General features: G+C 71.4%; 21 protein-coding genes and 6 pseudogenes. 13 read left to right on the plus strand and 14 right to left on the minus strand.

Annotation, left to right across the window (positions count from 1 at the left end):
- Positions 1 to 31: 31 nt before the first annotated feature.
- Positions 32 to 224, plus strand: a pseudogene (locus AC07C1_RS26335) (phytanoyl-CoA dioxygenase); the annotation flags it as partial.
- A gap of 29 nt (positions 225 to 253) precedes the next feature.
- On the opposite strand, the gene AC07C1_RS26340 reads toward AC07C1_RS26335, so the two are convergent.
- Positions 254 to 2,032, minus strand: coding sequence for a glycoside hydrolase family 6 protein (locus tag AC07C1_RS26340; protein ID WP_478942810.1), 1,779 nt, complete (start codon positions 2,030 to 2,032; stop codon positions 254 to 256).
- Positions 2,033 to 2,067: 35 nt separating this feature from the next.
- Positions 2,068 to 3,560 (minus strand): annotated as a pseudogene (locus tag AC07C1_RS26345) (cellulose binding domain-containing protein).
- 259 nt (positions 3,561 to 3,819) lie between these two features.
- Here AC07C1_RS26345 and AC07C1_RS26350 point away from each other — a divergent pair.
- The 3 genes from AC07C1_RS26350 to AC07C1_RS26360 all read left to right on the plus strand — a co-directional run bounded on the left by AC07C1_RS26350 (position 3,820) and on the right by AC07C1_RS26360 (position 8,147).
- Entirely contained in the window at positions 3,820 to 6,735 is a 2,916-nt protein-coding gene (locus AC07C1_RS26350) for a glycoside hydrolase family 48 protein (protein ID WP_478942811.1), read from the plus strand.
- Between the two features lie 185 nt (positions 6,736 to 6,920).
- Positions 6,921 to 7,142 carry a cellulose binding domain-containing protein gene (locus AC07C1_RS26355; RefSeq protein WP_478942965.1) on the plus strand — a complete coding sequence of 74 codons (222 nt, stop codon included), beginning with the start codon at positions 6,921 to 6,923 and terminating at the stop codon, positions 7,140 to 7,142.
- Positions 7,143 to 7,289: 147 nt separating this feature from the next.
- Positions 7,290 to 8,147: an MBL fold metallo-hydrolase gene (locus AC07C1_RS26360; protein WP_478942813.1), complete on the plus strand. Its 858-nt coding sequence runs from the start codon at positions 7,290 to 7,292 to the stop codon at positions 8,145 to 8,147.
- Between the two features lie 97 nt (positions 8,148 to 8,244).
- Here AC07C1_RS26360 and AC07C1_RS26365 read toward each other — a convergent pair.
- Both AC07C1_RS26365 and AC07C1_RS26370 read right to left on the minus strand, forming a co-directional pair.
- Positions 8,245 to 8,556 (minus strand): annotated as a pseudogene (locus AC07C1_RS26365) (rhamnogalacturonan lyase family protein); the annotation flags it as partial.
- A gap of 129 nt (positions 8,557 to 8,685) precedes the next feature.
- Entirely contained in the window at positions 8,686 to 9,261 is a 576-nt protein-coding gene (locus AC07C1_RS26370; RefSeq protein WP_478942815.1) for an AMIN-like domain-containing (lipo)protein, read from the minus strand.
- A 291-nt stretch (positions 9,262 to 9,552) separates the two neighbouring features.
- Between AC07C1_RS26370 and AC07C1_RS26375 the strand changes: the two genes are divergently transcribed.
- On the plus strand, positions 9,553 to 10,413 hold the full coding sequence (locus AC07C1_RS26375) for a class I SAM-dependent methyltransferase (protein ID WP_478942817.1): 861 nt from the start codon (positions 9,553 to 9,555) through the stop codon (positions 10,411 to 10,413).
- A 258-nt stretch (positions 10,414 to 10,671) separates the two neighbouring features.
- Positions 10,672 to 10,923 carry a hypothetical protein gene (locus tag AC07C1_RS26380; RefSeq protein ID WP_478942967.1) on the plus strand — a complete coding sequence of 84 codons (252 nt, stop codon included), beginning with the start codon at positions 10,672 to 10,674 and terminating at the stop codon, positions 10,921 to 10,923.
- Positions 10,924 to 11,038: 115 nt separating this feature from the next.
- On the opposite strand, the pseudogene AC07C1_RS26385 reads toward AC07C1_RS26380, so the two are convergent.
- From AC07C1_RS26385 to AC07C1_RS26400, 4 genes and pseudogenes are all read right to left on the minus strand, one after another.
- Positions 11,039 to 11,833, minus strand: a pseudogene (locus AC07C1_RS26385) (cytochrome P450); the annotation flags it as partial.
- A pseudogene (locus tag AC07C1_RS26390) lies at positions 11,757 to 12,317 on the minus strand (FAD-dependent oxidoreductase); the annotation flags it as partial. The pseudogenes AC07C1_RS26390 and AC07C1_RS26385, both read right to left, overlap by 77 nt.
- Positions 12,307 to 12,516 (minus strand): ferredoxin, encoded by a 210-nt coding sequence (locus AC07C1_RS26395; RefSeq protein ID WP_478942819.1) that lies wholly within the window; start codon positions 12,514 to 12,516, stop codon positions 12,307 to 12,309. The pseudogene AC07C1_RS26390 and the gene AC07C1_RS26395, both read right to left, overlap by 11 nt.
- Positions 12,517 to 12,856: 340 nt before the next feature.
- On the minus strand, positions 12,857 to 13,876 hold the full coding sequence (locus AC07C1_RS26400) for an Lrp/AsnC family transcriptional regulator (protein ID WP_478942821.1): 1,020 nt from the start codon (positions 13,874 to 13,876) through the stop codon (positions 12,857 to 12,859).
- A gap of 95 nt (positions 13,877 to 13,971) precedes the next feature.
- Between AC07C1_RS26400 and AC07C1_RS26405 the strand changes: the two genes are divergently transcribed.
- Positions 13,972 to 15,435 (plus strand): MFS transporter, encoded by a 1,464-nt coding sequence (locus tag AC07C1_RS26405; RefSeq protein WP_478942823.1) that lies wholly within the window; start codon positions 13,972 to 13,974, stop codon positions 15,433 to 15,435.
- On the opposite strand, the pseudogene AC07C1_RS26410 reads toward AC07C1_RS26405, so the two are convergent.
- Both AC07C1_RS26410 and AC07C1_RS26415 read right to left on the minus strand, forming a co-directional pair.
- Positions 15,424 to 16,022, minus strand: a pseudogene (locus AC07C1_RS26410) (class I SAM-dependent methyltransferase); the annotation flags it as partial. The gene AC07C1_RS26405 and the pseudogene AC07C1_RS26410 overlap by 12 nt on opposite strands.
- A gap of 5 nt (positions 16,023 to 16,027) precedes the next feature.
- Complete coding sequence (locus AC07C1_RS26415; protein ID WP_478942825.1) at positions 16,028 to 16,333, minus strand: 4a-hydroxytetrahydrobiopterin dehydratase; 306 nt, start codon at positions 16,331 to 16,333, stop codon at positions 16,028 to 16,030.
- 192 nt (positions 16,334 to 16,525) lie between these two features.
- Between AC07C1_RS26415 and AC07C1_RS26420 the strand changes: the two genes are divergently transcribed.
- From AC07C1_RS26420 to narJ, 4 genes are all read left to right on the plus strand, one after another.
- Complete coding sequence (locus tag AC07C1_RS26420; RefSeq protein ID WP_478942827.1) at positions 16,526 to 17,359, plus strand: helix-turn-helix domain-containing protein; 834 nt, start codon at positions 16,526 to 16,528, stop codon at positions 17,357 to 17,359.
- Positions 17,356 to 17,532, plus strand: a complete 177-nt coding sequence (locus AC07C1_RS26425) for a hypothetical protein (RefSeq protein ID WP_478942829.1) — start codon at positions 17,356 to 17,358, stop codon at positions 17,530 to 17,532. The genes AC07C1_RS26420 and AC07C1_RS26425 overlap by 4 nt, the downstream gene beginning before the upstream one ends.
- A gap of 13 nt (positions 17,533 to 17,545) precedes the next feature.
- A complete protein-coding gene (locus AC07C1_RS26430) occupies positions 17,546 to 18,409 on the plus strand; it encodes a helix-turn-helix domain-containing protein (protein ID WP_478942831.1) in 864 nt (287 codons plus the stop codon).
- A 150-nt stretch (positions 18,410 to 18,559) separates the two neighbouring features.
- Positions 18,560 to 19,054, plus strand: coding sequence for a nitrate reductase molybdenum cofactor assembly chaperone (narJ, locus tag AC07C1_RS26435; protein WP_478942832.1), 495 nt, complete (start codon positions 18,560 to 18,562; stop codon positions 19,052 to 19,054).
- A gap of 81 nt (positions 19,055 to 19,135) precedes the next feature.
- On the opposite strand, the gene dnaK is transcribed toward narJ, so the two are convergent.
- The 4 genes from dnaK to AC07C1_RS26455 form a co-directional block, all read right to left on the minus strand.
- Entirely contained in the window at positions 19,136 to 21,007 is a 1,872-nt protein-coding gene (dnaK, locus tag AC07C1_RS26440; protein ID WP_478942834.1) for a molecular chaperone DnaK, read from the minus strand.
- 137 nt (positions 21,008 to 21,144) lie between these two features.
- Positions 21,145 to 21,570: an OsmC family protein gene (locus AC07C1_RS26445; RefSeq protein ID WP_478942836.1), complete on the minus strand. Its 426-nt coding sequence runs from the start codon at positions 21,568 to 21,570 to the stop codon at positions 21,145 to 21,147.
- Positions 21,571 to 22,097: 527 nt separating this feature from the next.
- The gene (locus AC07C1_RS26450) at positions 22,098 to 24,287 is read right to left on the minus strand and encodes a phage holin family protein (RefSeq protein ID WP_478942968.1); all 2,190 of its coding nucleotides are present in this window, start codon (positions 24,285 to 24,287) and stop codon (positions 22,098 to 22,100) included.
- A gap of 156 nt (positions 24,288 to 24,443) precedes the next feature.
- Positions 24,444 to 24,845, minus strand: a complete 402-nt coding sequence (locus AC07C1_RS26455; RefSeq protein ID WP_478942970.1) for a hypothetical protein — start codon at positions 24,843 to 24,845, stop codon at positions 24,444 to 24,446.
- 114 nt (positions 24,846 to 24,959) lie between these two features.
- Between AC07C1_RS26455 and AC07C1_RS26460 the strand changes: the two genes are divergently transcribed.
- Entirely contained in the window at positions 24,960 to 25,733 is a 774-nt protein-coding gene (locus tag AC07C1_RS26460) for an MBL fold metallo-hydrolase (RefSeq protein ID WP_478942972.1), read from the plus strand.
- A complete protein-coding gene (locus tag AC07C1_RS26465; RefSeq protein ID WP_478942838.1) occupies positions 25,730 to 26,362 on the plus strand; it encodes a DedA family protein in 633 nt (210 codons plus the stop codon). The genes AC07C1_RS26460 and AC07C1_RS26465 overlap by 4 nt, the downstream gene beginning before the upstream one ends.
- Positions 26,363 to 26,376 lie beyond the last annotated feature (14 nt).

A 26,376-nucleotide genomic window follows, 5' to 3' on the forward strand; every position in this document is an offset into this window, starting at 1 on the left:
CCGGCGACTACTCGGCGACCGCCATCCGCCGCCCGTGTCCCTCTGCCACCCGTTCCTGGTGCACGCGGCCCAGCCGCACCACGGCGCACGGCCCCGCTTCATGGCGCAGCCGGTCCCTGTACCCGGCGGTGTCGTACGAGCTGGACCGCCCGGACGGCTCGTACTCGGCGGTCGGACTCGCGATCCGCCGGGGCCTGTCCTTCGGCTCTGTGGGCGAGGACTGACCCCGGCGGGCGTTCACCGCGTCAGTGGGTCAGGACAGCGGCGGGTTGGCGTTCTGCATCAGCTGCTGGAACTGGGCGGAGAACCAGTGCCCGGCCAGTGGCGAGTTCGGCAGCGCGCCCGTGGGGTTGTTGCCGTTGCGGCCGTTGCCGCCGTAGGTGGGGTCGCACATCCGGTCAAAGCCCTTGCCCTCGTCGTTGTCGATGGCGGAGCTGGCTCCGTCCGACTCCCCCGGGGGCTTCACCCACACGTAGGCGTCGATCCCGGCCGCCGGAGCCGCGGTCGGCCGTTCGCCGAGGCCGGCGCCGCTCTGGTTGCACCAGTTGCCGGCGTGGATGCGCCGGTCGGTGCGGCTGCCGTCGACGTAGTCGTCGACCGAGGTCAGCGGGCCGGACTTGGTGGGCCGGGCGGCGCCGCCCCAGCCGTTGCGGGAGGTGTCGATCAGCATGCCGAGTCCGGAGTTGAAGCCGGTCGCGACGAGCTTGTCCCGCATTGCCTGCGCGAAGGACTGCTCGTCCACGTACTGGTTCCAGTCCACCCACTCCGACTGGCGCACGGTCTGCCCGTTCACGCTGTCGGTGACCTTGAAGTACGGCTCCTTGGTGGCGCTGTAGTTGGCGGTGTTGACGATGAAGCCCGTCACGTCGTTCACACTCGCGCCGTTGGTGGTGGCGACCTTGTAGAACTCCTGCACGGCGGGGCCGAGGTTGGTGTCCCAGCCCAGCCAGCCGTGGTGACCGGCGTCGATGTAGTTGTAGACGTTCGGGATGGCGCCCAGCTTGTCCAGGGCGTAGCTGACGCCCTTCTCGTAGTTGCCGTTGGACTTCATGGTGGCGCAGGCGTCGGTGCTGCCGGCGGTGCCGCCGGCGTTGGTGATGAGGTTGGGCAGCGAGTCGGGTTCGATGACGGTGGCGATCCGCAGGCCCGCGTACTTGGCGTCGGCCAGGATGGACGCGATCGGGTCGATGTACTGGGTCTTGTACTTGTCGATGTCGTTCGGGCCGAGTTCACCGTTGGAGGCGAGGGCGGCGCAGTCGCGGCCGGGGAGGTCGTAGATGACCAGCTGGACGACGAGGTCGCCGGAGCCCTTCTGCTTCAGGGCCTCGTCCAGGTGGGCGCGCAGGCCCATGCTGCCGCTGACCCCGTTGACGGTGGCGATCCGGTCGAGCCAGACCGCGGTGGGCTGGTTGGCGACGCGGCTGCCGCCCGGTTCCGCGGCGGCCTTGGCGGACCACTCCGGGTTCACATAGACCTTGGCGCCCGTGTAGGGGTTGTCGGCGCGGCTGCCGGTGTCCCCGCCGCCGCCTCCGCCGCCCGTGCCGCCACCGGTGTCCCCACCAGTGCCGCCGCCGGTGCCGCCGCCCGTGCCGCCTCCGCTGCCGCCGTCGTCGACGTTGCAGGTGACGCCGTCGAGCGTGAACGTGGCGGGGACGGCGTTGCCGCCGCTGTAGGAACCGTTGAAGCCGAAGCTGACCGAACTCCCGGTGGCCAGAGTGCCGTTGTAGCTCTCGTTGGCGGCGGTGACAGCGGTACCGCTCTGGCTGATCTTCGCGTTCCAGCCGTTGGTGACCTTCTGAGTGCCGGTGTACGACCACTTCAGCGACCAACTCGACCTGGCCGCAGCGTTGTTGGTGAGGGTCACGGCAGCGGTGAAGCCGGTGTCCCACTGGCTCTGCACCTTGTAGTCGACGGTGCAGGGCACGGCGGCGAGGGTGGCGCCGGGGCCGGACGGCAGGGCGGCGAAGGCCGTTCCGGAGGCTCCGGCGAGGAGCCCCAGGGCCACCAGCAGCGTTGTTCTGGTACGACTCATGAGTGCGGGTTTCCTTCTTCTTCGGGTGCGGAGGGTCACGGGTTGAGGGCGCGCAGGTGGTCGCGCAGCCCGATGCCGTACGCGGTGGGTGTCCCGTCGTAGGCGGAGATCAGGGACGGTCCGGAGGAGCAGTCCCAGGTGTTCCAGGTCCAGCCGAGGTAGGACAGGTTCCGGTCGTCGAACCACTTCATGACCTGGTCGACGAACCCGTGCGAGCAGGTGTTCTCACCGACCTCGCCGGCGACCAGCGGCACCTGGGCCGCGACCGGGGCGAGGGTGGAGTTCCAGCAGCTCTCGCTCGCACAGGTGTTGAAGTTGTAGACGTGGTAGGCGGCGGCGAGACTGCCGGCCGGGTCGGTGGGCCTGTATGTCAGCCACTGGCTGAGGTCGTTGGAGTAGGCGAGCCCGCCGCCATGATGACGTTCCTGGCGCCCGCGCCTCGGATGCTGTCGACGAGGTCCTGCATACCGGCGACCTCGTACGAGAAGCCGGGGCAGGTCCCACCGTCCCGCCAGCACTTCCAGGCGTCGGTCGTGCTGGAGGTCGCCCGGTCCGGGTAGGGCTCGTTGAACAGGTCGAACACGGCCGCCCGGTCGTCCTTGAAGGTGCCCGCCACCGAAGCCCAGAACGAGGGGCCGTACCGCATGTCGGGCATCGGCTTCTGGCAGGTGGCGTGCACGTCGGAGCAGCCGGCCGAGTTGCCCGTGTACTGGCCGTACGACCAGTGCATCTCGAGTATCGGCGTCATGCCGTGTGCCTCGACCCGGGCCACCAGGTCCTTGACGGCGTTGATGTACTCGGTGCCGCCGTACTCGGGCTTGATGTTGGAAAGTCCCAGCCAGCACTCCTCGTTGAGCGGTATGCGGACGGCGTTGGCCTTCCAGTCGGCGATCGCCTTGACCGCCGCGTCGTCCACGGGTCCGTCCCAGATGCCGTAGCCCTGCACGCACATGAACTCGCCCCCGGAGCGGTTCACTCCGAGCAGCCGGCGGGTCGCGCCGCCGGCGTCCACGAGCCTGGTACCGGAGACGTGCAGGGCGGGTGCCGTGCCGTCGCCGGACGGCGGTGGATCGGTCGGTGAAGGATCGGTCGGCGGGGGTGTCGCCGGGTCCGGGTCCGCATTACAGGTCGTGCCGTTGAGCTTGAACGCCACCGGTACGGCGTGGTTCGCCGACCAGGAGGCGAGGAACCCGGCGCTGACGCTCGCACCGGTGCCCAGGGAGCCGTTGTAGCTCTCGTTGGCCGCGGTCACGGTGGTACCGGACTGGGACCACTTGGCGTTCCAGCCCTGAGTGACCTTCTGGCCGCCCGCGAAGTCGAAGGTGAGCTTCCAACTGCTCAGCGCGGCGTGGTTGTTCGTGATCCTCACGGAGCCCTGGAAGCCGCTGTCCCACTGACTGGTGACGGCGTACTCCACCGTGCAGGCGGGCGTGGCTCCCTGGGCCGTGACCCCCGGGACGACCACGCTGCCGAGGAGCGCGGCCGCACCGGCGGCGGCTAGAAGTACGGAACGCGGGGGGTGTCGCATGAGCGACTCCTTGCAGCTTGGCGCGCCGTGACAGGCGCGTCGACTGAATGGAACCGCTCCCACTGGTGCGATGGAAGGTAGCGGTAAGTGGCGCGATTGCCCAGGGGAGTTGCTCGACTTTTCGTCGCCGGATCCGTCGAATCTTTTCGACTCTTCAAGCACCTTGACCGCTCACGGGCTCATCCCCACTATGGGAGCGCTCCCACTGGTTCAAGCCTTGACTTCTCCCGAGCCGCTCTCCGCAAGGAGGAACCAGCACATGGATCCCGGACGCAGACGCAGAGCCGCGGGGCGGTGGTGGACCGCCACGCTGGCCGCGCTCGCCCTGCCCCTGACGATGCTCGCCGCCGGCACGACCACCGCGCACGCGGCGACCGTTCAGTGCAGCGTCGACTACAAGACCAACGACTGGGGCTCCGGCTTCACCGCCGACCTCACGATCACCAACCGCGGGACGGCCGCGATCGACGGCTGGACGCTCACGTACGCCTACGCGGGCAACCAGAAGCTGAGCAACGGCTGGAACGGCACCTGGTCCCAGTCCGGCCAGGCGGTCACCGTGAAGAACGCCTCGTACAACGGCACCGTCGCCGCGGGGGCCGCCGTCTCCACCGGCGCCCAGTTCGGCTACAGCGGCACCAACACCGCGCCCAGCTCCTTCGCGCTCAACGGCACGACCTGCGCCGGCGCGCACCAGCCGCCGGTCACCGTGCTGACCGACCCGAGCGCGGGCGCGGTCTACACGCAAGGGGACGCGGTCCCGCTCGCGGCGACCGCGGCGGCGGCCGACGGCGCGACGATCGGCAAGGTGGAGTTCTACGACGACACCACGCTGCTCGGGACGGACACGAGCGCCCCCTACGCGCTCTCGGCCTCAACCTTGACCGTGGGCAGTCATTCGTTGGTGGCGAAGGCATACGACAGCCTGGGCGCGTCGGCGGAGTCCACCCCGGTGGGGATCACGGTCGCCTCCGGTCCGGCCGTGGTCGCCTCGCCGAGCCAACTCGGGGTGCGGCAGGGCAAGTCGGGCACCTTCGCCGTGAAGCTGTCGACGCAGCCGAGCGCGAACGTGACGGTGGGCGTGGCCCGCACGGACGGAAACACGGGCCTGTCGGTCGCCGGCGGCTCGTCGCTGACCTTCACGCCCGCCAACTGGAACACCGCGCAGTCGGTGACCGTGACGGCAGACTCCTCCGGTACCGGCAGCGCCACCTTCACCGCCTCGGCGACCGGTCACACCAAGGCGACGGTCACGGTGACGGAGCTGGCCGCGTCGAAGGCGTACGACGCCCGCTTCCTGGATCTGTACGGGAAGATCACCAACCCGGCGAACGGCTACTTCTCCCCCGAGGGCATCCCGTACCACTCGGTGGAGACGCTGATCGTCGAGGCCCCGGACCAGGGCCATGAGACGACGTCGGAGGCCTACAGCTATCTGCTGTGGCTGCAGGCGACGTACGGCAAGGTCACCGGTGACTGGTCGAAGTTCAACGGCGCGTGGGACCTCATGGAGAAGTACATGATCCCCACCCACGCCGACCAGCCGACCAACTCCTTCTACAACGCCTCGAAGCCGGCGACGTACGCGCCCGAGCTGGACACGCCGAACGAGTATCCGGCGAAGCTGGACACCTCGGTCCCGGTCGGTTCGGACCCGATCGCCGGTGAGCTGAAGTCGGCCTACGGCACGGACGACGTCTACGGCATGCACTGGATCCAGGACGTCGACAACGTCTACGGCTACGGCAACGAACCCGGCAAGTGCGAGGCGGGACCGGCGGCCACCGGACCGTCGTACATCAACACCTTCCAGCGCGGTGCGCAGGAGTCGGTCTGGGAGACCGTTCCGCAGCCGACCTGCGACGCCTTCGAGTACGGCGGCAAGAACGGCTACCTGGACCTGTTCACCGGCGACTCCTCCTACGCCAAGCAGTGGAAGTACACGGACGCCCCGGACGCGGACGCGCGCGCGGTGCAGGCCGCGTACTGGGCGGACGTGTGGGCGAAGGCCCAGGGCAAGGGCGGTGACGTGACCGCGACGGTCGCCAAGGCGGCGAAGATGGGCGACTACCTGCGGTACGCGATGTACGACAAGTACTTCAAGAAGATCGGCAACTGTGCCGGACCGTCCACCTGCCCGGCCGGCACCGGCAAGGACGCCTCGCACTACCTGCTCTCCTGGTACTACGCCTGGGGCGGCGCCAACGACACCAGCGCGGGCTGGGCCTGGCGCATCGGCTCCAGCCATGTCCACGGTGGTTACCAGAACCCCCTCGCGGCGTACGCGCTCAGCTCCAACGCCGAGCTGAAGCCCAAGTCGGCCACAGGATCGGCCGACTGGGGCAAGTCGCTGCAGCGGCAGCTGGAGTTCTACCAGTGGCTGCAGTCGTCCGAGGGCGCCATCGCGGGCGGCGCGACCAACAGCTGGCAGGGCCGCTACGCCACCCCGCCGTCCGGTACGCCGACCTTCTACGGCATGTACTACGACTCGCAGCCCGTCTACCACGACCCGCCCTCCAACCAGTGGTTCGGGTTCCAGGCGTGGTCCATGGAGCGGGTCGCCGAGTACTACCAGCAGACCGGTGACGCCAAGGCGAAGGCGGTGCTCGACAAGTGGGTGAAGTGGGCGCTGTCCAGGACCACGGTCAACCCGGACGGCACCTACCGGATCCCCTCCACCCTCCAGTGGTCGGGGCAGCCCGACACCTGGAACGCCTCGAGTCCCGGGGCCAACACCGGGCTGCACGTCACCGTCGCCGACTACACCAACGACGTCGGCGTGGCGGCCGCCTACGCCAAGACGCTCACGTACTACGCCGCCAAGTCCGGTGACGCGACGGCGAAGGCCACGGCGAAGGCGCTGCTGGACGGCATGTGGAACAACTACCAGGACAGCCTGGGCGTCGCCGTCTCCGAGACCCGCAGCGACTACAGCCGGTTCGGCGACAGCGTGTACGTGCCGAACGGATGGACCGGCACCATGCCGAACGGTGACGCGATCAGCTCCTCCTCGACCTTCTCCTCCCTGCGGTCCTTCTACAAGAACGATCCGGCCTGGTCGAAGATCGAGGCGTACCTCAAGGGCGGTGCCGCGCCCGTCTTCACCTACCACCGGTTCTGGGCCGAGGCGGACATCGCCCTGGCCATGGGCTCGTACGCGGAGCTGCTGGAGTAGGCCGGCGGGGAAGGCCACGGACCGTGTGCGGCTGATCGCGCCCTCGCGGCAGCCGCACGCGGACACCGTCCCGCGCCCCTCCTTGGGCGCGCCGCACCGCACCTCTTCTTTCGGCGGTCCCCACCCGCACTGGGGACCGCCCCTCTCATGAGATCACCGGCTCGACGGCCTGGAACGGCTGGTCACTGACCTGGTCCTTCGCCGACGGCCAGCAGGTCACACAGATGCGGAACGCCGGATACCCCCGGTCGGGGGCCACGGTGACGGTGCAGAACGTGAGCTGGAACGGAACGGTGGCGGCGGGCTCGTCCGTGGGCTTCGGGTTCACGGACGACTGGTCCGGGGCGAACACCGAACCCACGTCGTTCCAGCTGGGCGGGCAGCACGGCACCGTGAGTCCGGGCTGAGGCTCCGCACCTGTCGGTAGCGATAACGGGGTTGCGGTGCGCTCCACAACCCCGTTGGATCATCAGGTCATTCGAGAGATCCGCACACCGGCGCTCCGCTCCTGCCGGTCGTGTCCGGTCAGTTGATCCGGCGAAAGGAAGTCCGGCATGAATGTGGCACCCGTGACGGAGAGCGGGGCGATGCTGCCGATCTGCCGCACCTGCGGCACCCAGTACGGCGCCGCCCGACCCGACTGCCCCGTCTGCCTGGACGAGCGTCAGTACGTCGGGCGCGACGGCCAGCAGTGGACCACGCTGGCGGAACTGCGCGGCGGCGGGTACGAGGGCCGGTTCGAGGAGCAGGGGCCGGGCGTGCTCGGCATCGGCTGTACGCCGGACTTCGCCATAGGCCAGCGCGCCCTGCTGCTGCGCACGGCGGCCGGGAACGTGCTCTGGGACTGCGCGCCCTACCTCGACGACGCGATGGTCCGTGCCGTGGAGGAGCTGGGTGGGATCTCCCTGATCGCCATCAGCCACCCGCACTTCTACTCCACCATGGTCGAGTGGGCGCACGCCTTCGACGCCCCCGTGTACCTGCACGAGGCGGACCGCCGGTGGGTGGGCCGGCCCGATGCCGCGCTGCGGTTCTGGACCGGGCAGACCCACCGGCTCACCGATGAGCTGACACTGATCAACCCCGGCGTCCACTTCCCCGGCAGCGCGATACTGCACTGGAACGCGGGAGAGGGCGCGCTGTTCACCGGCGACGTCGTCAACGTCTGCCCGGACCCTCGCTGGGTCACTCTGATGTACAGCTACGCCAACCACATCCCCGAGCGTCCGGATGCCGTACGCGCCGCCGCCGACCTCCTGCAACGCCACCGCTTCGACCGGATCTACGGCGCGTGGTGGAACCGGGTGGTCACCGGCGACGGCAACGAGGTGCTCCGGCGCTCGGTCGACCGCTACCTGCGTTTCCGGCAGGGCGACACCGACCAGTCCGCCCCGCAGGCCGTGCATCACTGACGACTCGAGGTGTTCTTCCCTCGTACGAGGAGGCGGCCGCGGGACGGATGCACGCGGCCGCCTCCGGCCTTTCAACGGAGCGGTGGCGCCGGGTGGTTCACGGTGTGTACACCGCCGGCCGCGGGGCCGCGGCCATCCCGTCCCCGATGAAGAAGCTCGGGTGCGGCGGCTGGTTGCAGGCGGTGTTCTGCCACGCCAGGGCGGTGCGGTACTGGGTGTCGTGGAGGAGGGTGGTGATCCTCGTGTTCGTGTCGTACGGCGTCGAGTAGATCCGCAGGGCCGTGTTGTCGCTCGTCGGCCAGACCACCTCCTCCCGCCAGTCGCCCAGGATGTCCCCGGACAGCGACGGGGTCGCCTAGGTGCCGTTGTCGGAGTGGACGGAGGCGCCGGTCAGCAGGCGGGTGTCGCCTCGATCATTTCCTGGTTCGTGGTGTCGGCTTCGCACTACGGACGAGCGACCGGCGCGTCAATCCTGGTGTACGCACTTCGGCGCCACTCGCGCCCAGGTGTGACGCGGGCCGGGGCCCGCCGGATTCGCTCAGCGGCCGCCCGTCCAGTTGTGGGCCACGTCGACCACCAGATGGCCCGACACCTGCTGGACCCGGAACGGCAGCCGGGCCCGTACGCCGAGACCCACCTGCGTCTCGCCCTCGAAGCTGCCGGCGAACCGGGTGTCCCGGAACGTGCGGTACCCATGGACGTTCACGCCCGGCAGGGTGCGGCCCACCCGCCCCGGGTACGTGACCGCGCCGGTCGCCGGGTCATAGCTCGGCGCGCCGACATGGACGTCGAGCACAGCCCCGCCGCCGACCGGGATCGTGCGCCCGGTGGCGCTCTGCCGGAGCCGGTCCACGTACTCGACGTGGTAGCCGATGGCGCGGCCACCGCCGGGCACGTCGAACACCATCCGGTCGTAGCAGTCGTGCCGGCCGGTCCTGATGTCCTTCAGCGGTACCGCCCCGGTGGCCGTACCGCCCTTCGCTCCGCTGCCCCAGCCGGTCGGACAGGCCGTGGGCCGCGCGGTGGCCGGAGTGGCGTCCGCCGCCGTCGCCGCGCCGCCCAGCCCGGCACCCGCCAGGACGAGAAGTGTCGCGATGAGTCTTGTTGTCCGCATGATGTCCCCCTTGGTCACGCCATGCTGTTATGGGATAAGACATCCGGGTATGGCGAATGGTTGCACGCTGGGAGGGGGAGACCGCGCGCGTCCGTCCAGGCTGGACGCAGGGGGCTGCGGATCGCGCGGGAGGAGTACGCCCGATGGGAAGCGAAGGTTGGCGGTAGCTGACCTTCAGGGGCGCGAGCGGAGCCTTTGAGTACGCCCGGGCCTGAGAGTCCTGTTGACATCGAGGCCGACCAGACCTACACGTCAACACCCCCCCGCCCCGGCGGCGCCTAGGCTGAACGCATGACTGATGCGGCGGGACGGGTCGAGCCGTCCGGGGTGTGGGCCACAGCCGTGGGCGTGGCCCGGGTGAGGGCGATGGAGACGGCACGCGAGCAGCCGCTGTTCCGGGACCCGCTGGCGCTGGCCTTCGCCACGGCCGGCGGGATCGGCCCCGGGGCGCCGCCGCCTCCGCGCGCGGACGAGGCGGCGCGGCGCCGCTGGCTGGGTGTGGCCTTCTCGATCGTCATCCGGACGAAGTTCCTGGACGACCTGCTGGACCGGGCGGTCGCGTCCGGCGTCCGGCAGGTCGTGCTGCTCGGAGCCGGGATGGACAGCAGGGCCTTCCGGATGGACTGGCCTGCGGGGACCCGGCTGTTCGAGGTCGACACGGCCGAACCGCTGGACTTCAAGGCGTCGGTGCTGCGTCAGGAGCGGGCCGTTCCGCGCTGCGAGCGGATCACCGTCCCGGTCGACCTGCGCGAGGACTGGCCCGGCGCCCTGGCCGCGGCCGGGCACGATCCGGCGCAGCCGACGGTGTGGATCGCCGAGGGACTGCTGATCTATCTGCCCGAGGACGCGGTGCAGTCGCTGCTCGAACGGGTCGGCGCGCTGTCCGCTGCAGGCAGCAGGATGGGCCTGACACTGGGCTCGCGCGGTGTGGTCGACCGCTTCCGCGGGGACGCCGCTCCCGGATCGGTAGCGTCGATGTGGGTCTGGGAGATGCCGGAGGACCCGGTCGGCTGGCTGGGCGGCCTCGGCTGGGAGGCGGAGACCTTCACCCTGCGTGAGCGCGCCGAGGCCTACGGGCGTCCGGTGCTCACCCCGGCGCAGCAGGACGAGGGCACCGGCGGACTGGTCTCGGCGGTGCGCGCGGCGCACTGAGGACGACGAAGGCCGCCCCCCGCGTGTGGCGGGGGCCGGCCTTCGACTGTCCACCGGCACCAGGCGCTGCTGGACCGTCGCGTTCGCCGGCCCGCCCCGGAAGTGATCGAGACGACGTTCGCCCCGCGCCGGTGAGGCCGCGACGTCAACTGCGGGCAAGGAAGCCGATGGTGGCTGGTCCGGCACCGTGGCGGTCCGCCACCGTGACGGCCACACGCTCCACATGACGAGCTGGGTCGTATATGTGCCGGCCATGGACTGGCTCCGCGCGCGAAGCGCGACGTGGAGCAGGGCATGGCCTCGGGCCGCTTCACCGTGGTCGACCCGGTCATCGCCCTGACCGCGCTGAACGGCAGTCTGCTGGCGCTGCCGGAGTTGGGGTTCAACAAGCCCGAAGTCGACGGCGACGAGGCCGCAGGCACCATGACCGAGATGCTGCTGCACATGCTCGGCCTCTCCCCAGGTGAGGCCCGCGACCTCGCCCGACAGCCCCTTCCCGCTGCCGCCTGAAGAGGATCCTGTCGCGCACCGGCCGACCGGCGCTGACTGCGCACTGGTTCCCGCGGCCTGCGCAAGGTGCCCGGAGTGGATCGTCTCTCATGCCTGCTGTCTGCCACCACCGCCCTCAGAGTTGGAGGGGCAGGTGGCGCGGCCCGCGGAGCATGGCGTTCTGCCGGTAGGGCGGCGGGTCCTGGACCAGGCGTGCCGTGCCGAGGTAGGGGAGCAGCGCGCCCAGTGCGGCGTGGGCTTCGATGCGGGCGAGGGGGGCGCCGTAACAGAGGTGGATGCCGCTGCCGAAGCCGAGGTGCTCGTTGTCCGGGCGGGTGGGATCGAACCGGTCGGGCTCGCGGAACCGCATGGGGTCGCGGTTGCCCGAGGCCAGCACCATGACGAGGGACGTGCCTTCGGGGATCCGGGTGCCGGCGACCTCGATGTCGGCGCGCGGGACGCGTTCGCGCATGTGGACAGGTGGCTCGTAACGCAGCAGTTCCTCCACCGCTCGGGGCAGCAGGTCGGGGTCGCGGCGCAGCTGGTCCAGGTGCTCGGGCCGGCGCAGCAGGGTGAGGACCCCGTTGGCGATCAGGTTGACCGTGGTCTCGTGTCCCGCGATGAGGAGCAGCACGGCGGTTTCCGCGAGTTCCTCCTGGGTGAGCCGCAGCGCGGGGTCCGGCTCGTTGACGAAGGCGGAAAGCATGTCGTCGCTCGGTCGGCCACGGCGCTGCTCGGCGAGGTTCACCAGGTACCCGCCCATTTCGATGCGCGCCTGGTCGCCGGCCTTGTCCGCCTCGGTGGTGTCCGCTTCGGGCCTGACGTCGGCGGCCGCGACCAGAGCGTCGGACCAGGCCCGGAACAGCGGCTCGTCCTCGCGCGGTATGCCGAGCAGCCGGCAGATCACCGTGACGGGCAGCGGATAGGCGAACCGAGCCGGTGAATCCGCCGCCGATCACCAGTACCCGCTCCGGCCCGGCGGCCAGTCGCTCGGCCAGCCCTTCCCCGTCCTCGCGCGTGCGCAGGGTGAACACCCCGTCCAGGGCGGATTCCTCAGGGTTGGGCCAGGGCCGCGCCCGGGTGCCGGTGGCGATCAGCAGCCGGTCGTACGGCAGCGACTCGCCGTCTTCCAGCAGCACCCGTTTCGCCAGCAGGTCCACACCGGTGGCGCGGACGCCCAGCCGCCACTCGGCCTCGGGGTCGCGGCGCATCGGCAGCTCGGTGGTGTCCGCCGTCGCCTGACCCAGCAGCACTTGCTTGGACAGCGGCGGCCGGTCGTAGGGCGGGTGGGGCTCGTCCCCGACCACGGTCAGTGAGCCGATGAAGCCCTCCTCGCGCAGCGCCTCCGCGGCCCTGAGCCCGGCCAGAGACGCGCCGACGATGACGATACGGCCGTCCTTGAGGTCACCGGGCACGAGCGCTCACCTCTTCCCCGAGGAGGATGGCCTGGACCGGGCAGGCCGCGGCGGCCTGCCGTACGCGTTCCACCTGGTCGTCGGGGACGGCCGTGGCGTACAGCAGGCCCTCCTCGCCATGCAGCTCGAACACCTCCGGCGCGAGGAACACGCACTGCGCGTAGCCCTGGCAGCGCGTGAGGTCGACAACGGTCCGCATCCTCACCACATCCTCCGTTGTCTCGCCCCCCTCGTTTCCAGCATGGGCCGGGAACCCCGCGCCCGCACGTCGCGGCCGCGGGACGGACAACCCCGGCGCGCCGACGGAAAGGCGATGACCAACTCGTCTGTGAGCAGCGGATTTGTCGAACCTCGTATGTGCCGGTTCATCCCGGTTGCCTTCGTCACGTGATGACGACACCGGCACGAGTCGCTAGAGGCCCCAGCTCCACGCCATCTTCATCACCGCTAGCGCGCGGCGGACCGGAACCGCGGTGGTCACTCGGGTCGCCCCCGCCGACGTCATAAAGCCGCAGCGGCTCGCAAACTGACTTCGTGGCCTATCTGGCCGGCGGAGTGCGGGTCTTGGCGCGGCGGGGCGCGCCGGTCCGGGGCGTGGGCGGGAGGGGGCCGATTGCCTTGACCATGCGCAGGACGGGGGCGGTCTCCAGGCTGCGGATCGCTTCCACGGCTCCCACCTTCTCGATGAGATAGCGGTGCAGTGCTGTCGGGTTGGGGCACAAGGCCTCGGCGACCAGGTTGCTGGGGCCCGTGACGGCGGCCACGTACGCGAGTTCGTGGTGCCCGGCCAGGATCCGGGCGACGTGGTCAAGGTGGGCGGGGGCGACGGCCATCCACAGCATTGCCTGTGTGGTGACGCCCAGCAGGGTGTTGTCGAGCTCGACGTCGAAGAAGAGTGCGCCGCCGGCCCGCAGATCGGCCAGCCGGCGCGCGATGGTGGCGGCCGACCAGCCGGTGGCCGCAGCGAGGTCGGTGAGGCTGGCCCGGCCGTCGCGCTGGAGGGCGGCGAGCAGGTCGCCGTCGGCCGGGGTGAGGGCCTGCTGTGCGGGACGGGCGGGCGCGGTGGCGGGCATGAGGCGGCGGCGCTGCTCGGCATTGAGGCTCTGTGCGCGTCCGTGCCAGGTGGTGGGTCCGCCGAGATACGTGTGCAGCACGCAGTGTGCGGAGACGGCGGTGATGCCGGACGTGCGGGGGATGTCGTGCAACAGCAGTGCGTGCCCAGCCTGGCCGTCGGCGGTAGGCGTGTGCACGAGCGCGACGATCTCGGTGCCGCCCGAGGCCAGCATGACCCAGGAGGTGTCGGCGCGGCGAGCGAGCGCGGCCGCGAGGTCCTGGGCGGCGCGCGGGCCGGCGGTGAGCCGCAGCAGCCACTGAGTGCGCCCGGCCCGGTGGGGGTCGGCCAGGCCCACTACCCGCAGCGACGCCTCGGCGCACAGCCGCCGGTAACGGCGGGAGACAGTCTGCGTCGAGACGCCGAGGACCTCGGCGATCGTGCTGAACGGCGCCCGGCCGTCGATGTGCAGGGCGTGGATGAGGCCGCGATCGATGTCGTCCAGCATGTGAGAATCATGCACTCAAGGCGGAAACGTGGAAAATCTGATCACGCTGTCGGCAAGAGTGGAAGCGGGATCGCGCCTCGGCGCACCGTCGACCCATGCGATACGAATCCACCACACCCCATCCGCACCGCTGGGCCGCGCTGGCGGTGCTCCTGCTTGCCGAAGCGATGAACCTCCTCGACGCCACCATCATGACCGTCGCCGCGCCGGTGATCCGCGCCGACCTCGGTGGCTCGGACGCGGCCATTCAGTGGTTCAGCGCCGCCTACACACTGCCCTTCGCCGTCTTCCTGATCACCGGCGGGCGCCTGGGCGACATCGTCGGCCGCCGACGGATCTTCCGCGCCGGCATGGCTGCCTTCACCCTCGCCTCGCTGGCATGCGCGCTGGCCCCTTCCACCACGGCGTTAATCGCGATACGGGCCGTGCAAGGGGCCGCCGCGGCGCTCATCATCCCCCAGACCATCGGCATGATCCGTGCACTGTTCGACGGCCGCGAGCTGGCCCGGGCCATGGGCTGCATCGGCCCCGTCATGGGGCTGGCCGCCGTCACCGGTCCCGCGCTCGGCGCCGTGCTCACCCACGCCGATCTCTTCGGCTCCACGTGGCGCGCGGTGTTCCTCGTCAACGTCCCCCTCGGCGCCGCCGTCCTGCTGGCCAGCCGCCTGCTGCGTGAGGACCGCGCCGCCAAGCGGCCGCGTCTGGACCTCACCGGTACGGCGCTGGCGGTGCTGGGCACAGGCCTCGTCATCCACCCCCTGATTCAGGGCGGCGCGGCGGGGTGGCCGGGTTGGTGCTGGGCGCTGCTGACCGTCGGCGGCGCACTGCTGGCCGGCTTCGCTCTCCACCAGCGCCGGCGCGGGCGCTACGGCCGCAGCCCGCTGGTCGAGCCGAGCCTGTTCCGCGAGCGCGGCTTCCCCGCCGCCCTGATCGCGTCCGTGCTCTTCTTCGCCGCGATCAACGGACTGATGCTGGTGATCGTGGTGCAGCTGCAAGTCGGCCTGCACTGCGACACGCTGACGGCGGGCTTCACCCTGCTGCCATGGTCGGTCGCTATGGCACTGTCGTCCTGGGCCGCCGGCGCCTGGCTCGTACCGCGATATGGGGCCTGCGTCATGATTGCCGGCCTGCTGGCCCTGCTCGTCGGCACCATGGCCGCGGCGGTGGTGTATGGCACCGGTCGGCCCGACTCCTACCCGTGGGCGCTGCTCCCAGCGCTGGTGGTGGCCGGACTCGGCCAGGGCCTGTACGCCGTGCCGTTCTTCACCACTGCGCTGCACCACGTCCGCCCACACGAGACCGGCTCAGCAGCCGGCCTGCTCAACGCCGTCCAGCAACTTGGAGGCACCCTCGGTGTCGCCCTGCTCGGCAGCGTCTTCTTCCACAGCACCACCACGTCCGGCGCTCTCGCGCAGGAGAGCGCCGCGCTGACAGGCGCCCGGAACGCCTTTTGCGTCGCGGCCGTGCTGATCCTCGCCACGACTGCCGCCACCTCCTTCATGCGACCGCGACAGCAGCGGAGTTCCTCACCCACCGGACAACGCAACGCCGTGAGGTAGCGGGGCCGACAGTGATGCCTGTGCGCTGCCCGGACCGGCTCCCGGAAGAACCGTGCCGGGCGGCGTAACGCGGTGACCGTGCCGGCGGCGTCCGCGGCGGGGACGGGAGGCGAGGACGGCGTCGATGTCGCTGCCGACGTCGTGCGCGACGGCCTTGTCGACGGTGGTGACGTAGACCTCGCCGGGCCGCAGCACCCGGGCGCACTCGGAGACGACGGCGCGGACGTCCTCGGCACCGTCCAGCAGGTGCAGCAGGTGCAGCAGGTGCAGCAGCCCGACGGTGGTGATGGCGTCGACGCTGCCGGTGCGCAAGGGCAGCCGGCGGCTGTCGGCCCGCACGATCGCGCCGGGGATCCGGGCCGAGGCCATGCGGACCATGGCGGGGGTGAGGTCGGCGCCCGTCACCCGCAGCCCGGGGCGAGCGGCGGAGAGCCGCCGGGTGACGATCCCGGTGCCGCGGGCGACGTCGAGGAGACGGCCGGAAGTGCCGGGCATCAGGGCGAGATGGCCCGCGTGGCGGCCTCGGCGCGGGCCTCGCCGCCGCGGGAGGCGTCGTAGTGGCCGGCTTCCTCGTCGTGGTCGAGCACACCGCTCAATGTGCGCCGTGACCAGGAGCGATGTCCTCCACCCTGCGGGCGAGACCGAAGTCCTTCTCGGTGACGGCGCCGCCCGCACTGTGGGTGTTCACGCTGAGGGAGACGGTGTTGTAGCCGAGGGTGAGGTCGGAGTGGTGGTCCAGCTCGTCCTGGATGCCGGCGATGTGCAGGACCAGTGCCGCGGCCGCGAAGTGCGAGCCGAGCCGGTAGGAGCGGGTGAGCCGGTCACCCTCCACCGACCAGCCGGGCAGCTCGGCCAGCCGGTCCTCGATCTCCTTCTGCGACAGCGGCTCGACGGCCATGGCGGGTCTCCGTTCGGCGCGGTGGGGGTGGCGGGTACGACTTCAGCCTGCCACGTCGGGGGCGGGCGCACTCCCCGACGCGTCGGCCGTTTCCCCACGCCGCCCCCGGGCGCCGGCCACACGTCCGGGGCCCGGCTCGGTACCCCGCGCACTCCCCGGTCAGGGCCGTCCCGGTCGATTAGGGTCGTCGGCATGACCATTGCCGCGTCCGGTCCTCCCCTACCCGCGTCCACCGCCGTCGCCGACCAGGGTGTCGGCCCGCACTTGCGCGCCTGGCGGGAGCGGCGCCGGATCTCCCAGCTGGAGCTGGCACTGCGTGCCGACTCCTCCGCCCGGCACATCAGCTTCATCGAGACCGGCCGGTCCCGGCCGAGCGAGGAGATGGTGCTGCGGCTCGCCGAGCATCTGGACGTGCCGGTCCGGGAGCGCAACGCCCTTTTGCTGGCTGCCGGTTACGCCCCGCACTACCCGGAGACCCCGCTGGGCGACCCGGCGCTGGACGCGTTGCGCGACGGCATGGAACGCCTGATCCAGGGCTACGAGCCCTACCCCGCGCTGGTGGTGGACGCCGGCTACACGGTCCTCGCGGCGAACCGGGGCATCGCGATGCTGCTGGAGGGCGTGCCGGAGGAGCTGATGGCACCGGCGCCGAACGCGATGCGGCTGACCCTGCACCCGCGGGGGCTGGCGCCGCGTATCCGGAATCTGCGGGAGTGGCGCGGGCATCTGCTGGCGCAGATGGAGCGGGAGATCGCCCTGCACCGCTCCGAGCGGCTGCGTGCTCTGTACGAGGAGGTGTCGGCCTACCCGGTGCCCGAGGACGCGCCCGGTGAGGAACCGGCCGAGCCCGTCCCGTACTTCGCGCTGCCGATGCGGATCGAGCACGAGGGCCGAGTCCTGTCGTTCGTGTCGTCGATCTCCACGTTCAACACGCCGATGGACGTCACGGTCGCCGAAATCGCCATCGAGACGTTCCTGCCGGCGGACCCGGCGACCGGCAAGTACCTGCACACGCTGGCCGGTTGACCGACGGCTTCCGGCGCGGCCCGCCCGCACGCGACCCGCACCCGCGCGAACACGCCGACGAGCCGACCACCGCATGCCCGACCACGCCGACGACGACGCCGACGACCAGTCCCCTCGACCGGGTGTGCGAGGCGGCATCCCGTGACAGACTGCCCGCGTACTTCGGCGCGTAGGGGAGGGCGTGGCGTGAGTGAGCGGCGGGCTGCGCCCACCGTGGGCCAGGTGGTGCTCGGCAAGCGGTTGCAGGAGCTGCGGGAGGCGGCCGGGCTGAGTCGCGAGGAGGCCGCCCGGGTGCTGCGGGTGGCGTCGGCGACCGTACGGCGCATGGAGATGGCCGAGGTCGCGCTCAAGATCCCGTACGTGCAGGTGCTGCTGTCCACCTACGGGGTGGCCGAGGAGGAGGCGGCCGCGTACGTGCGGCTGGCGGAGGAGGCGAACCAGCCGGGGTGGTGGCAGCGGTTCCACGATGTGCTGCCGGACTGGTTCAGCCTGTACGTCAGCCTTGAGGGCGCCGCCCGGGTCATCCGCTCCTACGAGCCGCACTTCGTGCCCGGACTGCTGCAGACCGAGGAGTACGCGCGGGCGGTGATGGAGGCCGGGACGATCGGGCAGAGGCAGCCGGAGACGATCGAACGGCATGTGTCACTGCGTATGGAACGGCAGCGGCTGCTGGAGCGGCTCGATCCGCCCCACCTGTGGGTGATCATGGACGAGACGGCACTCAGGCGTCCGGTGAGCGTGCGGTCCGAGGTGATGCGGGACCAGCTGGACCGGCTGCTGGAGTTCGCGGAACGGGACCGGGTCACGCTGCAGATCGCCGAGTTCGCAGTCGGCCCGCACCCGGGGACGTACGCTCCCTTCACGCTGTTCCGGTTCGCCGAGCCGGAGCTGCCGGACATGGTGTTCACCGAGTACCTGACCGGCGCGCTCTACCTGGACTCGCGCCGGGAGGTCGCCGCGCATCTGGAGGTGCTGGACCACATGACGGCCCGGGCGGCCTCCGCGCAGCGCACGATGAGGCTTCTTCGGGAGTGGCGCGAGAACCTCTGACTTCGGCCTTCCGGCACCGTGACCCGTACGGGTCTGTGAACAGGTGCGTTCCGGCGCCCGCCCCTAGGTTCGGACCACGGGGTGAGCCAAGGGAGCGCACGTGACCGACTCGCGGATACCGCAGACGTCCGGCGCCGCCAAGGAGGCGTGATGCCCTCGGACGCGGTGCTGTACCAGGCGGCGGCGCTCTGCCTGACCTACCCGGACGACGACTTCGTCGCCCGGCTGCCACTGCTGCGCGAAGCCGCCCCGCAGCTGCGGGCGTTCACCGACCACGCGGCCCTCACCCCGCCGCTGGAGCTGGCCGCGCACTATGTGCAGGTCTTCGAATCCGGGAACCGGCACAGCCTGTACCTGAGCCGGTGGCGCGACGGCGACACCCGGCGGCGGGGGACGTCCCTGGTCCGGTTCAAGGACGTCTTCCGGGAGCACGGACTGGAGTTCAGCGGCAAGGAACCGCCGGACTTCCTGCCGGCGGTACTGGAGTTCACCGCGCGGACCGGCGACACCGGACTGCTGACCGAACACCGCGACGGCCTGGGAGAGCTGCGTACGCGGTTGACCGACTACGGCACGCCGTATGCCGGTGTCCTGGACGCGGTATGCGCCACGGTGCCGACCGCACACACGGGGGTGCGCCCATGACCACGCTCCTGTGGGCGCCCTGCCCTACGGCTGAAGCGGATGATGGCGGGCGTGCCGGTCCCGCGCCGGGCGTTCCGGCGGTCAGGCCGCGCCTCCCTTCGTGTCCCGGTCCTCGTCGACGATCTCCGCGTCGACCACGCCCTCTTCGTCGGGGGCGGCACCGTGCTCCTCGGCGCTCCGCTCCCCGGCCGCTTCCCCGCCGGCGGCCGCCGCGTACATGGCCTGCCCCATCTTCTGGCTGACGGTGGCGAGTTTGTCGACGCCGGTGCGCAGGACGGCGGTGTCCGCGTTCTGTTCCAGCAGGGCCTTGAGTTCCGTGACCGCCTCCTCGACCTCCCGGCGGGTGTCGGCGGGGACGCGTTCCTGGTTGTCACGGAGGAACTTCTCGGTCTGGTAGACGAGTTGTTCGGCCTGGTTGCGGGTCTCGGCGGTCTCGCGGCGTGTGCGGTCCTCCTCCGCGTACTGTTCCGCCTCCCGCATCATGCGGTCGATGTCCTCCTTGGGCAGGGCGGAGCCGCCGGTGACCGTCATCTTCTGCTCGCGGCCGGTCGCGAGGTCCTTGGCGGAGACATGCATGATGCCGTTGGCGTCGATGTCGAAGGCCACCTCGACCTGCGGGACGCCGCGCGGGGCGGGCGGCAGACCGGTGAGGTCGAAGACGCCGAGCTTCTTGTTGTAGGCGGCGATCTCGCGTTCCCCCTGGTACACCTGGATGCCGACCGAGGGCTGGTTGTCGGTGGCGGTGGTGAAGATCTCCGAACGTCGGGTCGGGATCGTCGTGTTGCGCTCGATCAGCTTGGTCATGATGCCGCCCTTGGTCTCGATGCCCAGGGACAGCGGGGTGACGTCGAGGAGGAGGACGTCCTTGACGTCGCCGCGGAGGACACCCGCCTGGAGGGCCGCGCCGACCGCGACGACCTCGTCGGGGTTGACGCCCTTGTGCGGGTCCTTGCCGGTGAGTTCCTTGACCAGGTCGGTGACCGCGGGCATCCGTGTGGAGCCGCCGACCAGGATGACGTGGTCGATCGCGGACAGCTTCACCCCGGCGTCCCGTACCGCCTGGTGGAAGGGCGTCGTGCAGCGGTCCAGCAGGTCGGCGGTCAGCTCCTGGAACTGGGCCCGGGTGAGTTTCTCGTCCAGGTGCAGCGGGCCCTCGGCGGAGGCGGTGATGTACGGCAGGTTGATCGAGGTCTCGGTGGAGGAGGACAGCTCGATCTTGGCCTTCTCGGCGGCCTCCCGCAGCCGCTGTACCGCCATCTTGTCGGCCGCGAGGTCGATGCCGTACTGCCCCTTGAACCGTTTGACCAGGTGCTCGACGACCCGCTGGTCCCAGTCGTCGCCGCCCAGGTGGGTGTCGCCGTTGGTGGCCTTCACCTCGATGACGCCGTCGCCCATCTCCAGCAGCGACACGTCGAAGGTGCCGCCGCCGAGGTCGAAGACCAGGACGGTCTGCTCCTCGCCCCGGTCCAGGCCGTAGGCGAGGGCGGCGGCGGTCGGCTCGTTGATGATCCGCAGTACCTTCAGACCGGCGATCTCCCCGGCCTCCTTGGTGGCCTGCCGCTGGGTGTCGTCGAAGTACGCGGGTACGGTGATCACCGCGTCCGTGACGTCCTCGCCGAGGTAGGCCTCGGCGTCCCGCTTCAGCTTCTGCAGCACCCGCGCCGACAGCTCCTGCGCCCGTAGGCGGGTGCCGTCGATGGAGCCCTGCTCGGGGAAGCGCCAGCCCGTGTCGCCCATGTGCCGCTTCACCGAGCGGGCGGTGCGCTCCACGTTCGTCACGGCCTGCCGCTTGGCGACCTCACCGACCAGCACCTCGCCGTTCTTCGCGAACGCCACCACCGACGGTGTGGTCCGCGCACCCTCCGCATTGGCGACGACCGTGGGCTCGCCGCCCTCCAGGACGGCCACCACCGAGTTCGTCGTCCCGAGATCGATCCCGACCGCACGTGTCATGGTCCGTCCCCTTCCGCCCTGGCGCCTTCGGCACTTCCAGCACAAGACGTGCGTACGGCGCTGTCAATGCACGGGTGCCCGGAAACGGCGATGCCGCGCCCCTCGGCGGGGGCGCGGCATCCGGGGACGGACGAGTGTCAGGCCAGCTCGGCCGTCAGAGTGATGCTCGTGCCGGCCAGGGCCTGGCTGACCGGGCAGTTCTTCTTGGCGTCCTCGGCGGCCGAGGCGAAGCCCTCCGCGTCCACGCCGGGCACCTCGCCGCGCACCGTGATGTGGATGCCGGTGATGCCCTCGCCGGGCTGGAAGGTGACGTCGGCGTTGGTCTCCAGCCGGGTGGGCGGGGTGCCGGCGCCGGCCAGGGCGTGCGAGAGGGCCATGGAGAAGCAGCTGGAGTGGGCGGCGGCGATCAGCTCCTCGGGGCTGGTCTTGCCGTTCGCGTCCTGGGCGCGCGAGGCCCACGTGACCGGCTGCTGGCCGATGCCGGAGGAGTCGAAGGTGACGACGCCGTTGCCCTCGAGCAGGTTGCCTTCCCAGACGGTGTGCGCGGTGCGCGTGGTAGCCACGATGGTTCCTTTCGCAAGTGGTCCCGTTTCCGGATTCCCTGTCCCTATCCGATCACATCCGGGCTCATCGCACTCTGAAGACCGGCCCGCGCGCGGTGAACGGGAGGTGACCACCCTGCGGGAGCAGATCGCCCTCCGCCCGGTGCAGCAGGTCGATGCCGGGCTGCGGGAGCGGGCGGGAAGCAGCGGCCGGCGCGCGGGATGTCCGGGGCGGCGGGCGGGGCGGGCGGGGCGGGCGTAGGACGACGACTGTGGGAGTCCATGAGCCCTCAGGCACGAGCCGAACTGTGGTCTGCCGAGGATGCTCACGCGTTCCAGGCCGAGCGAGGTGGCGAACTCCCGCACCAGGGACGACTTCCCGATGCCGGGGGCACCCCGGAGGAGACGGGCCGGACGGTGGCGAGACCGAGGAGGAGTTCGCGGACGCGGGCGGGGGTGATGGTGTCAGGCGGTGATTCCTCAACGGTGTTCGAAAGGGGTGCGACTCGAACAGTGTGGGTGTACGCCGGTGCGGGCAGGGCCGAATCTCAGGCCGCCCGCTCCTCCTCGACGTCCGTGGTGAGCGGCACCTGCGGGCCGTCCAGCTCGCCCAGCCAGCGGCGCAGCACACGGTGCACATGCTCGGCGCCGGTCAGCTGCTCTCCCTCCTCCACGGGTGCGGACAGCTCCAGCGGGGAGAGCAGGAACGGGCGCGACTGGGCCCCGCCGAGGCCGCCGTGGGAACCGATCTGCTCCTCGAAGGCGAGGACCTCGCCGTCGGCGGGGTCGTGGAAGGAGTTGACCATGATGTCGGCGGTGTGCGGAAAGGAGTGGGTGCGGCGGACGGTTTCGACGGCGCCGGGGCCGAAGAGGGCCAGTGGGCCGGGCTCGTCGTCGAGCCGGGCGAGCGGGATCTCGGTGCCGTACGGGCCGAGCACCACGCCGCCGTGCTTCTCGCTGCGCACCAGCAGGAAGCCGATGCCGGGGTGGTTGGCCAGCGTGGTGAGCAGGGCGGGGTGGCGGGCGTCGATCTCCTCCTTGGTCATGCGGTGCGGCACGTCCGGGAAGGAGACCAGGCCGAGGTTGCCGGACGCCAGCACGATCGGCTCCGAGCGGCGGGCCGGGCGGTGCCGCCCGCTGTCCTCCTCCACGGGCCGGCGCAGTGCGGCCCGGACGGCGGCCCGGGCCTCGGCGCCGCTGCGGGTGCGCTCGGCCTTGCGGGACACGGGCAGTCCGCAGCCGGCGCGGACGAGGTCGGCGAGGGTGAGGCCGTAGCGGGCGCGGAAGGTCTCGCCGGGGCTCTGTCCGTGGTCGGAGAGGACGACGAGCCGGTAGGGGCGCGGGGCGTGTTCGGCGACCCGCTCCAGGAGGGCGAGGGACCGGTCGAGGCGCTGCAGCACCTTCTCGGCGTCCCGGCTGCGCGGTCCCGAGTGGTGGGCGACCTCGTCGTAGGCGACGAGGTCGGCGTAGACGGCGGTGCGGCCGGCCAGCATGTCGCCCATCACCGCGGTGACGACGACGTCCCGCTCGACGACGGTGGCGAAGGCGCGCACGAAGGGGTACAGGCCGCCGCGGCCCACGCGCGGTCGCTGCTTGCGGATGCGGGCGCGGGTCGACTGGCCGATCTCGCGGACCACCTCGGCGACGAAGGACAGCGCGGTGCGAACGGCGTTGGCCGGGTCGGAGAAGTAGGCGAAGTAGCCCGCGCGGGAGCGGTTCTCCCGGCCGCGGCGGCGGGTGGCTATGGAGAGGACCAGGGCCTGTTCACCGGCGCCGCCGCTGAACAGGTTGCCGCGGCTGGCGCCGTCGACGGTGAGCAGTCCGCCGTCGCCCGTGTGCAGGATGGCGCGACGCTGCAGCTCGACGGCGCTCGTCGGTCGGTTGCACACCATCACCTCGCCCTGGTCCTTCTCGTACCAGCGGAAGGCCGGCACGTCGAAGGTGCTGCCGTGCAGGATGCCGAGCTGGCTGGCGCCGGTCTGACTGGACCAGTCGGTGCGCCAGGCGGTGAGGCGATGGCTGGGCCGTATGCGGCCGATCGCCGCAGGCGCCCCGTCGCTCGTCGGCCGTATGCCGTCGGTGAGCGGTGTGCCGTCGGCATACGGCCGAGGGTCGTCGGCGGGCCGTATGCGCTTGCCGGCCGGCTGCCCGCCGTCGGGGGTGGCCAGCCAGCGGGCGACGGTCGGCATCAGGCCCTTGCGGACCGCCTCGGTGAGCACGTCATGGCCCACGCCGTCGAGCTGGACGCAGACCAGGCCGGGGGCGGACGGGCAGGGCGGGTGGGCGCGGTGGCCGCGGGTGGCGAGCCGGTGCAGGCGGCGCCGGTAGGCCTCGTCGTCGCGTACGGCGAGGGCCGCGCCGGTGGCCGAGGCGACGGCGGACATCACGGCGGCGACGATGACGGCGGTCTCCGGGGCGGCCCCGCCGCGGCCGGAGGGGTTGATGTGCAGGGCGAGCAGCAGCAGGGAGCCGTTGAGGAAGAAGACCAGCAGGCCGAGCACCAGGGCCGGTACGAGCAGCAACAGCCGGACCAGGAGCGGCCAGACGACGGCCGAGAGCACACCGAAGGCACCGGCGCCGCAGGCGGCGGTGATGCCGATGCGGGTGGCACTGTCGCCGTCGGCGGACTGGAGCCGGAAGTCGGGCAGGAGACCGGCGAGGGCCAGCATGGTGAGCGTGGAGACCGCCCATACGGCGATGCTCCGCCCGATCTGACTGGCGATCCGCCGCCATCGCATGTCCCGCACGCCCCCGCACACCTCACGTCCCGCTCGACCAACCGGGCCGGCTCCACCTTGTCATACCGGTTGACGGCCACCGGGGGTCGTACCGGGCTGCGCCCGCCCCCCGGTCGTACCGGGCAACGCCCGCCCGGGCTCCGGTCACGAGGGGCGTCACCGTCCGTCGTAGCCGGCCGTCGGCATCGACAGGCGCCGGTGCACGTGTGCCTTCATCTGCGCGTCGTACGACGGCTCGGCCCGCCCCACCGTCTCCACGCGCACGCCCCGGCGCGCGCACTCGGCGGTGAACTCCTCCACCGACGACAGGGCCCGCTCGAGCACCCGCCGACTGGGCGCGACGAACACGTCCACCCCCGGCCGTACCCCGTCCCACAGGGCGCAGTGGTCGAAACGCAGGCCGCCGACGAGAAGTTCCCGGGCGACCACGTACCCGCGCTCGGCCGCCCAGCGGGCGCACATCGCGTGCTGGCTGCGGGAGTCCACCAGGAAGGGGTCGGACTCCAGTTCCTCCAGAGGTGTCAGGCTCGCGATGGCGGTGACCCGCACCGGCATGATCGCGCCGAAGACACCCCGCGGCTGTCCCATGCCGTCCCCCTCACCTCCGGATTTCGCCGCCGACCCTACTCCTGCCCGTAGGCTTCGGGGAGTCGCGTGAAGGAGGCGAAGAAGGTGCCGGTGGAGATCACCTGGTGGGGTCACGCCACCTGCACGGTGGAGGACGCGAACACACGGGTGCTCACCGATCCCCTGTTCGCCCGGCGGCTGGCGCATCTGCGGCGCCGCCGGGGTGCCGTACCGCCCGCCGAGGCCCGCCGTGCCGACGCCGTGCTCGTCAGCCACCTGCACGCCGACCATCTGCATCTGCCCTCGCTGGCCGCCCTCGCCCCGGGCACGCGCCTGCTCGTGCCCCGGGGCGCACCACGGGCGGTACCCGGTTTGCGCCGGCTGCGGCCACTGCGGATCACCGAGGTGGTGCCCGGGGACGAGGTGCGGATAGGTGACCTGCTGGTGCGGGTGGTGCCCGCGCTGCACGACGGGCGGCGGCTGCCGGTGGGTCCGCACCGCTCGCCGGCGCTCGGCTACGTCGTGACGGGCGAGGCGCGCACCTACTTCGCCGGGGACACCGGGCTGTTCGACGCCATGGCCGAGCAGGTCGGGCCGGTGGACGTGGCACTGCTGCCGGTGGGCGGCTGGGGACCGTATCTCGGTGAGGGTCATCTGGACGCGGGCCGGGCGGCGCGGGCACTGGCCCGGCTGGCGCCGCGCGTCGCGGTGCCGGTGCACTACGGGACGTACTGGCCGATCGGCATGGACGCGGTGCGTCCGCATGAATTCCACACGCCGGGCGACGAGTTCGTGCGGCTGGCGGCCGTGGCCGCACCGCAGGTGGCGGTGCACAAGCTGGGGCACGGGGAGAGTGTGCGGCTGGAGGTCGCGCGGTGAGCCGGCTGGCCTCCGCCGCGGCGCTCGCCGCCGTCTCCACGTCGACGGTGCCGCTGGAGTCGACGCGGCAGGCGCTCAGCTGTCCGTCGCTGTTCCTGCTGGTGCTGATCGGCGCGCTGGTGCCGGTGGTGCCGACCGGGGCGCTGGTGAGTTCGGCCGCGGTGGTGGCGTTCCATCAGACGGCGCCGTTCTCGCTGGCCCTGGTGTTCGTGACGGCATCACTGGCCGCGTTCCTGGGGGATGCGGCGCTGTACTTGCTGGGGCGGCGCGGGCTGCGGTCGAAGAACGGCTCCCGGTGGCTGGAGGCGATCCGGTCGCGGGCGCCGGAGGAGCGGCTGACGCAGGCGCGCGGGAAGCTGACCGACCATGGGATCGCGGTGCTGGTGCTGTCCCGGCTGGTCCCCGCGGGGCGGATACCGGTGATGCTGGCCTGCTTGCTGGCGGACTGGCCGCTGCGGAGGTTCGCGCGGGGGAACGTGGCCGCGTGCCTAGCCTGGGCGGTGACGTATCAGGTGATCGGGATTCTGGGCGGCTCCTTGTTCGAGGAGCCGTGGGAGGGGGTCGTGGCGGCCGTCGCGCTGACCGTCGCGGTCAGCGCGGTGCCGAGTCTGGTGCGGCGGGTTCGGTAGCGCCGTAGGGGCCG

It is taken from the genome of Streptomyces sp. NPDC045022, from assembly GCF_056432605.1.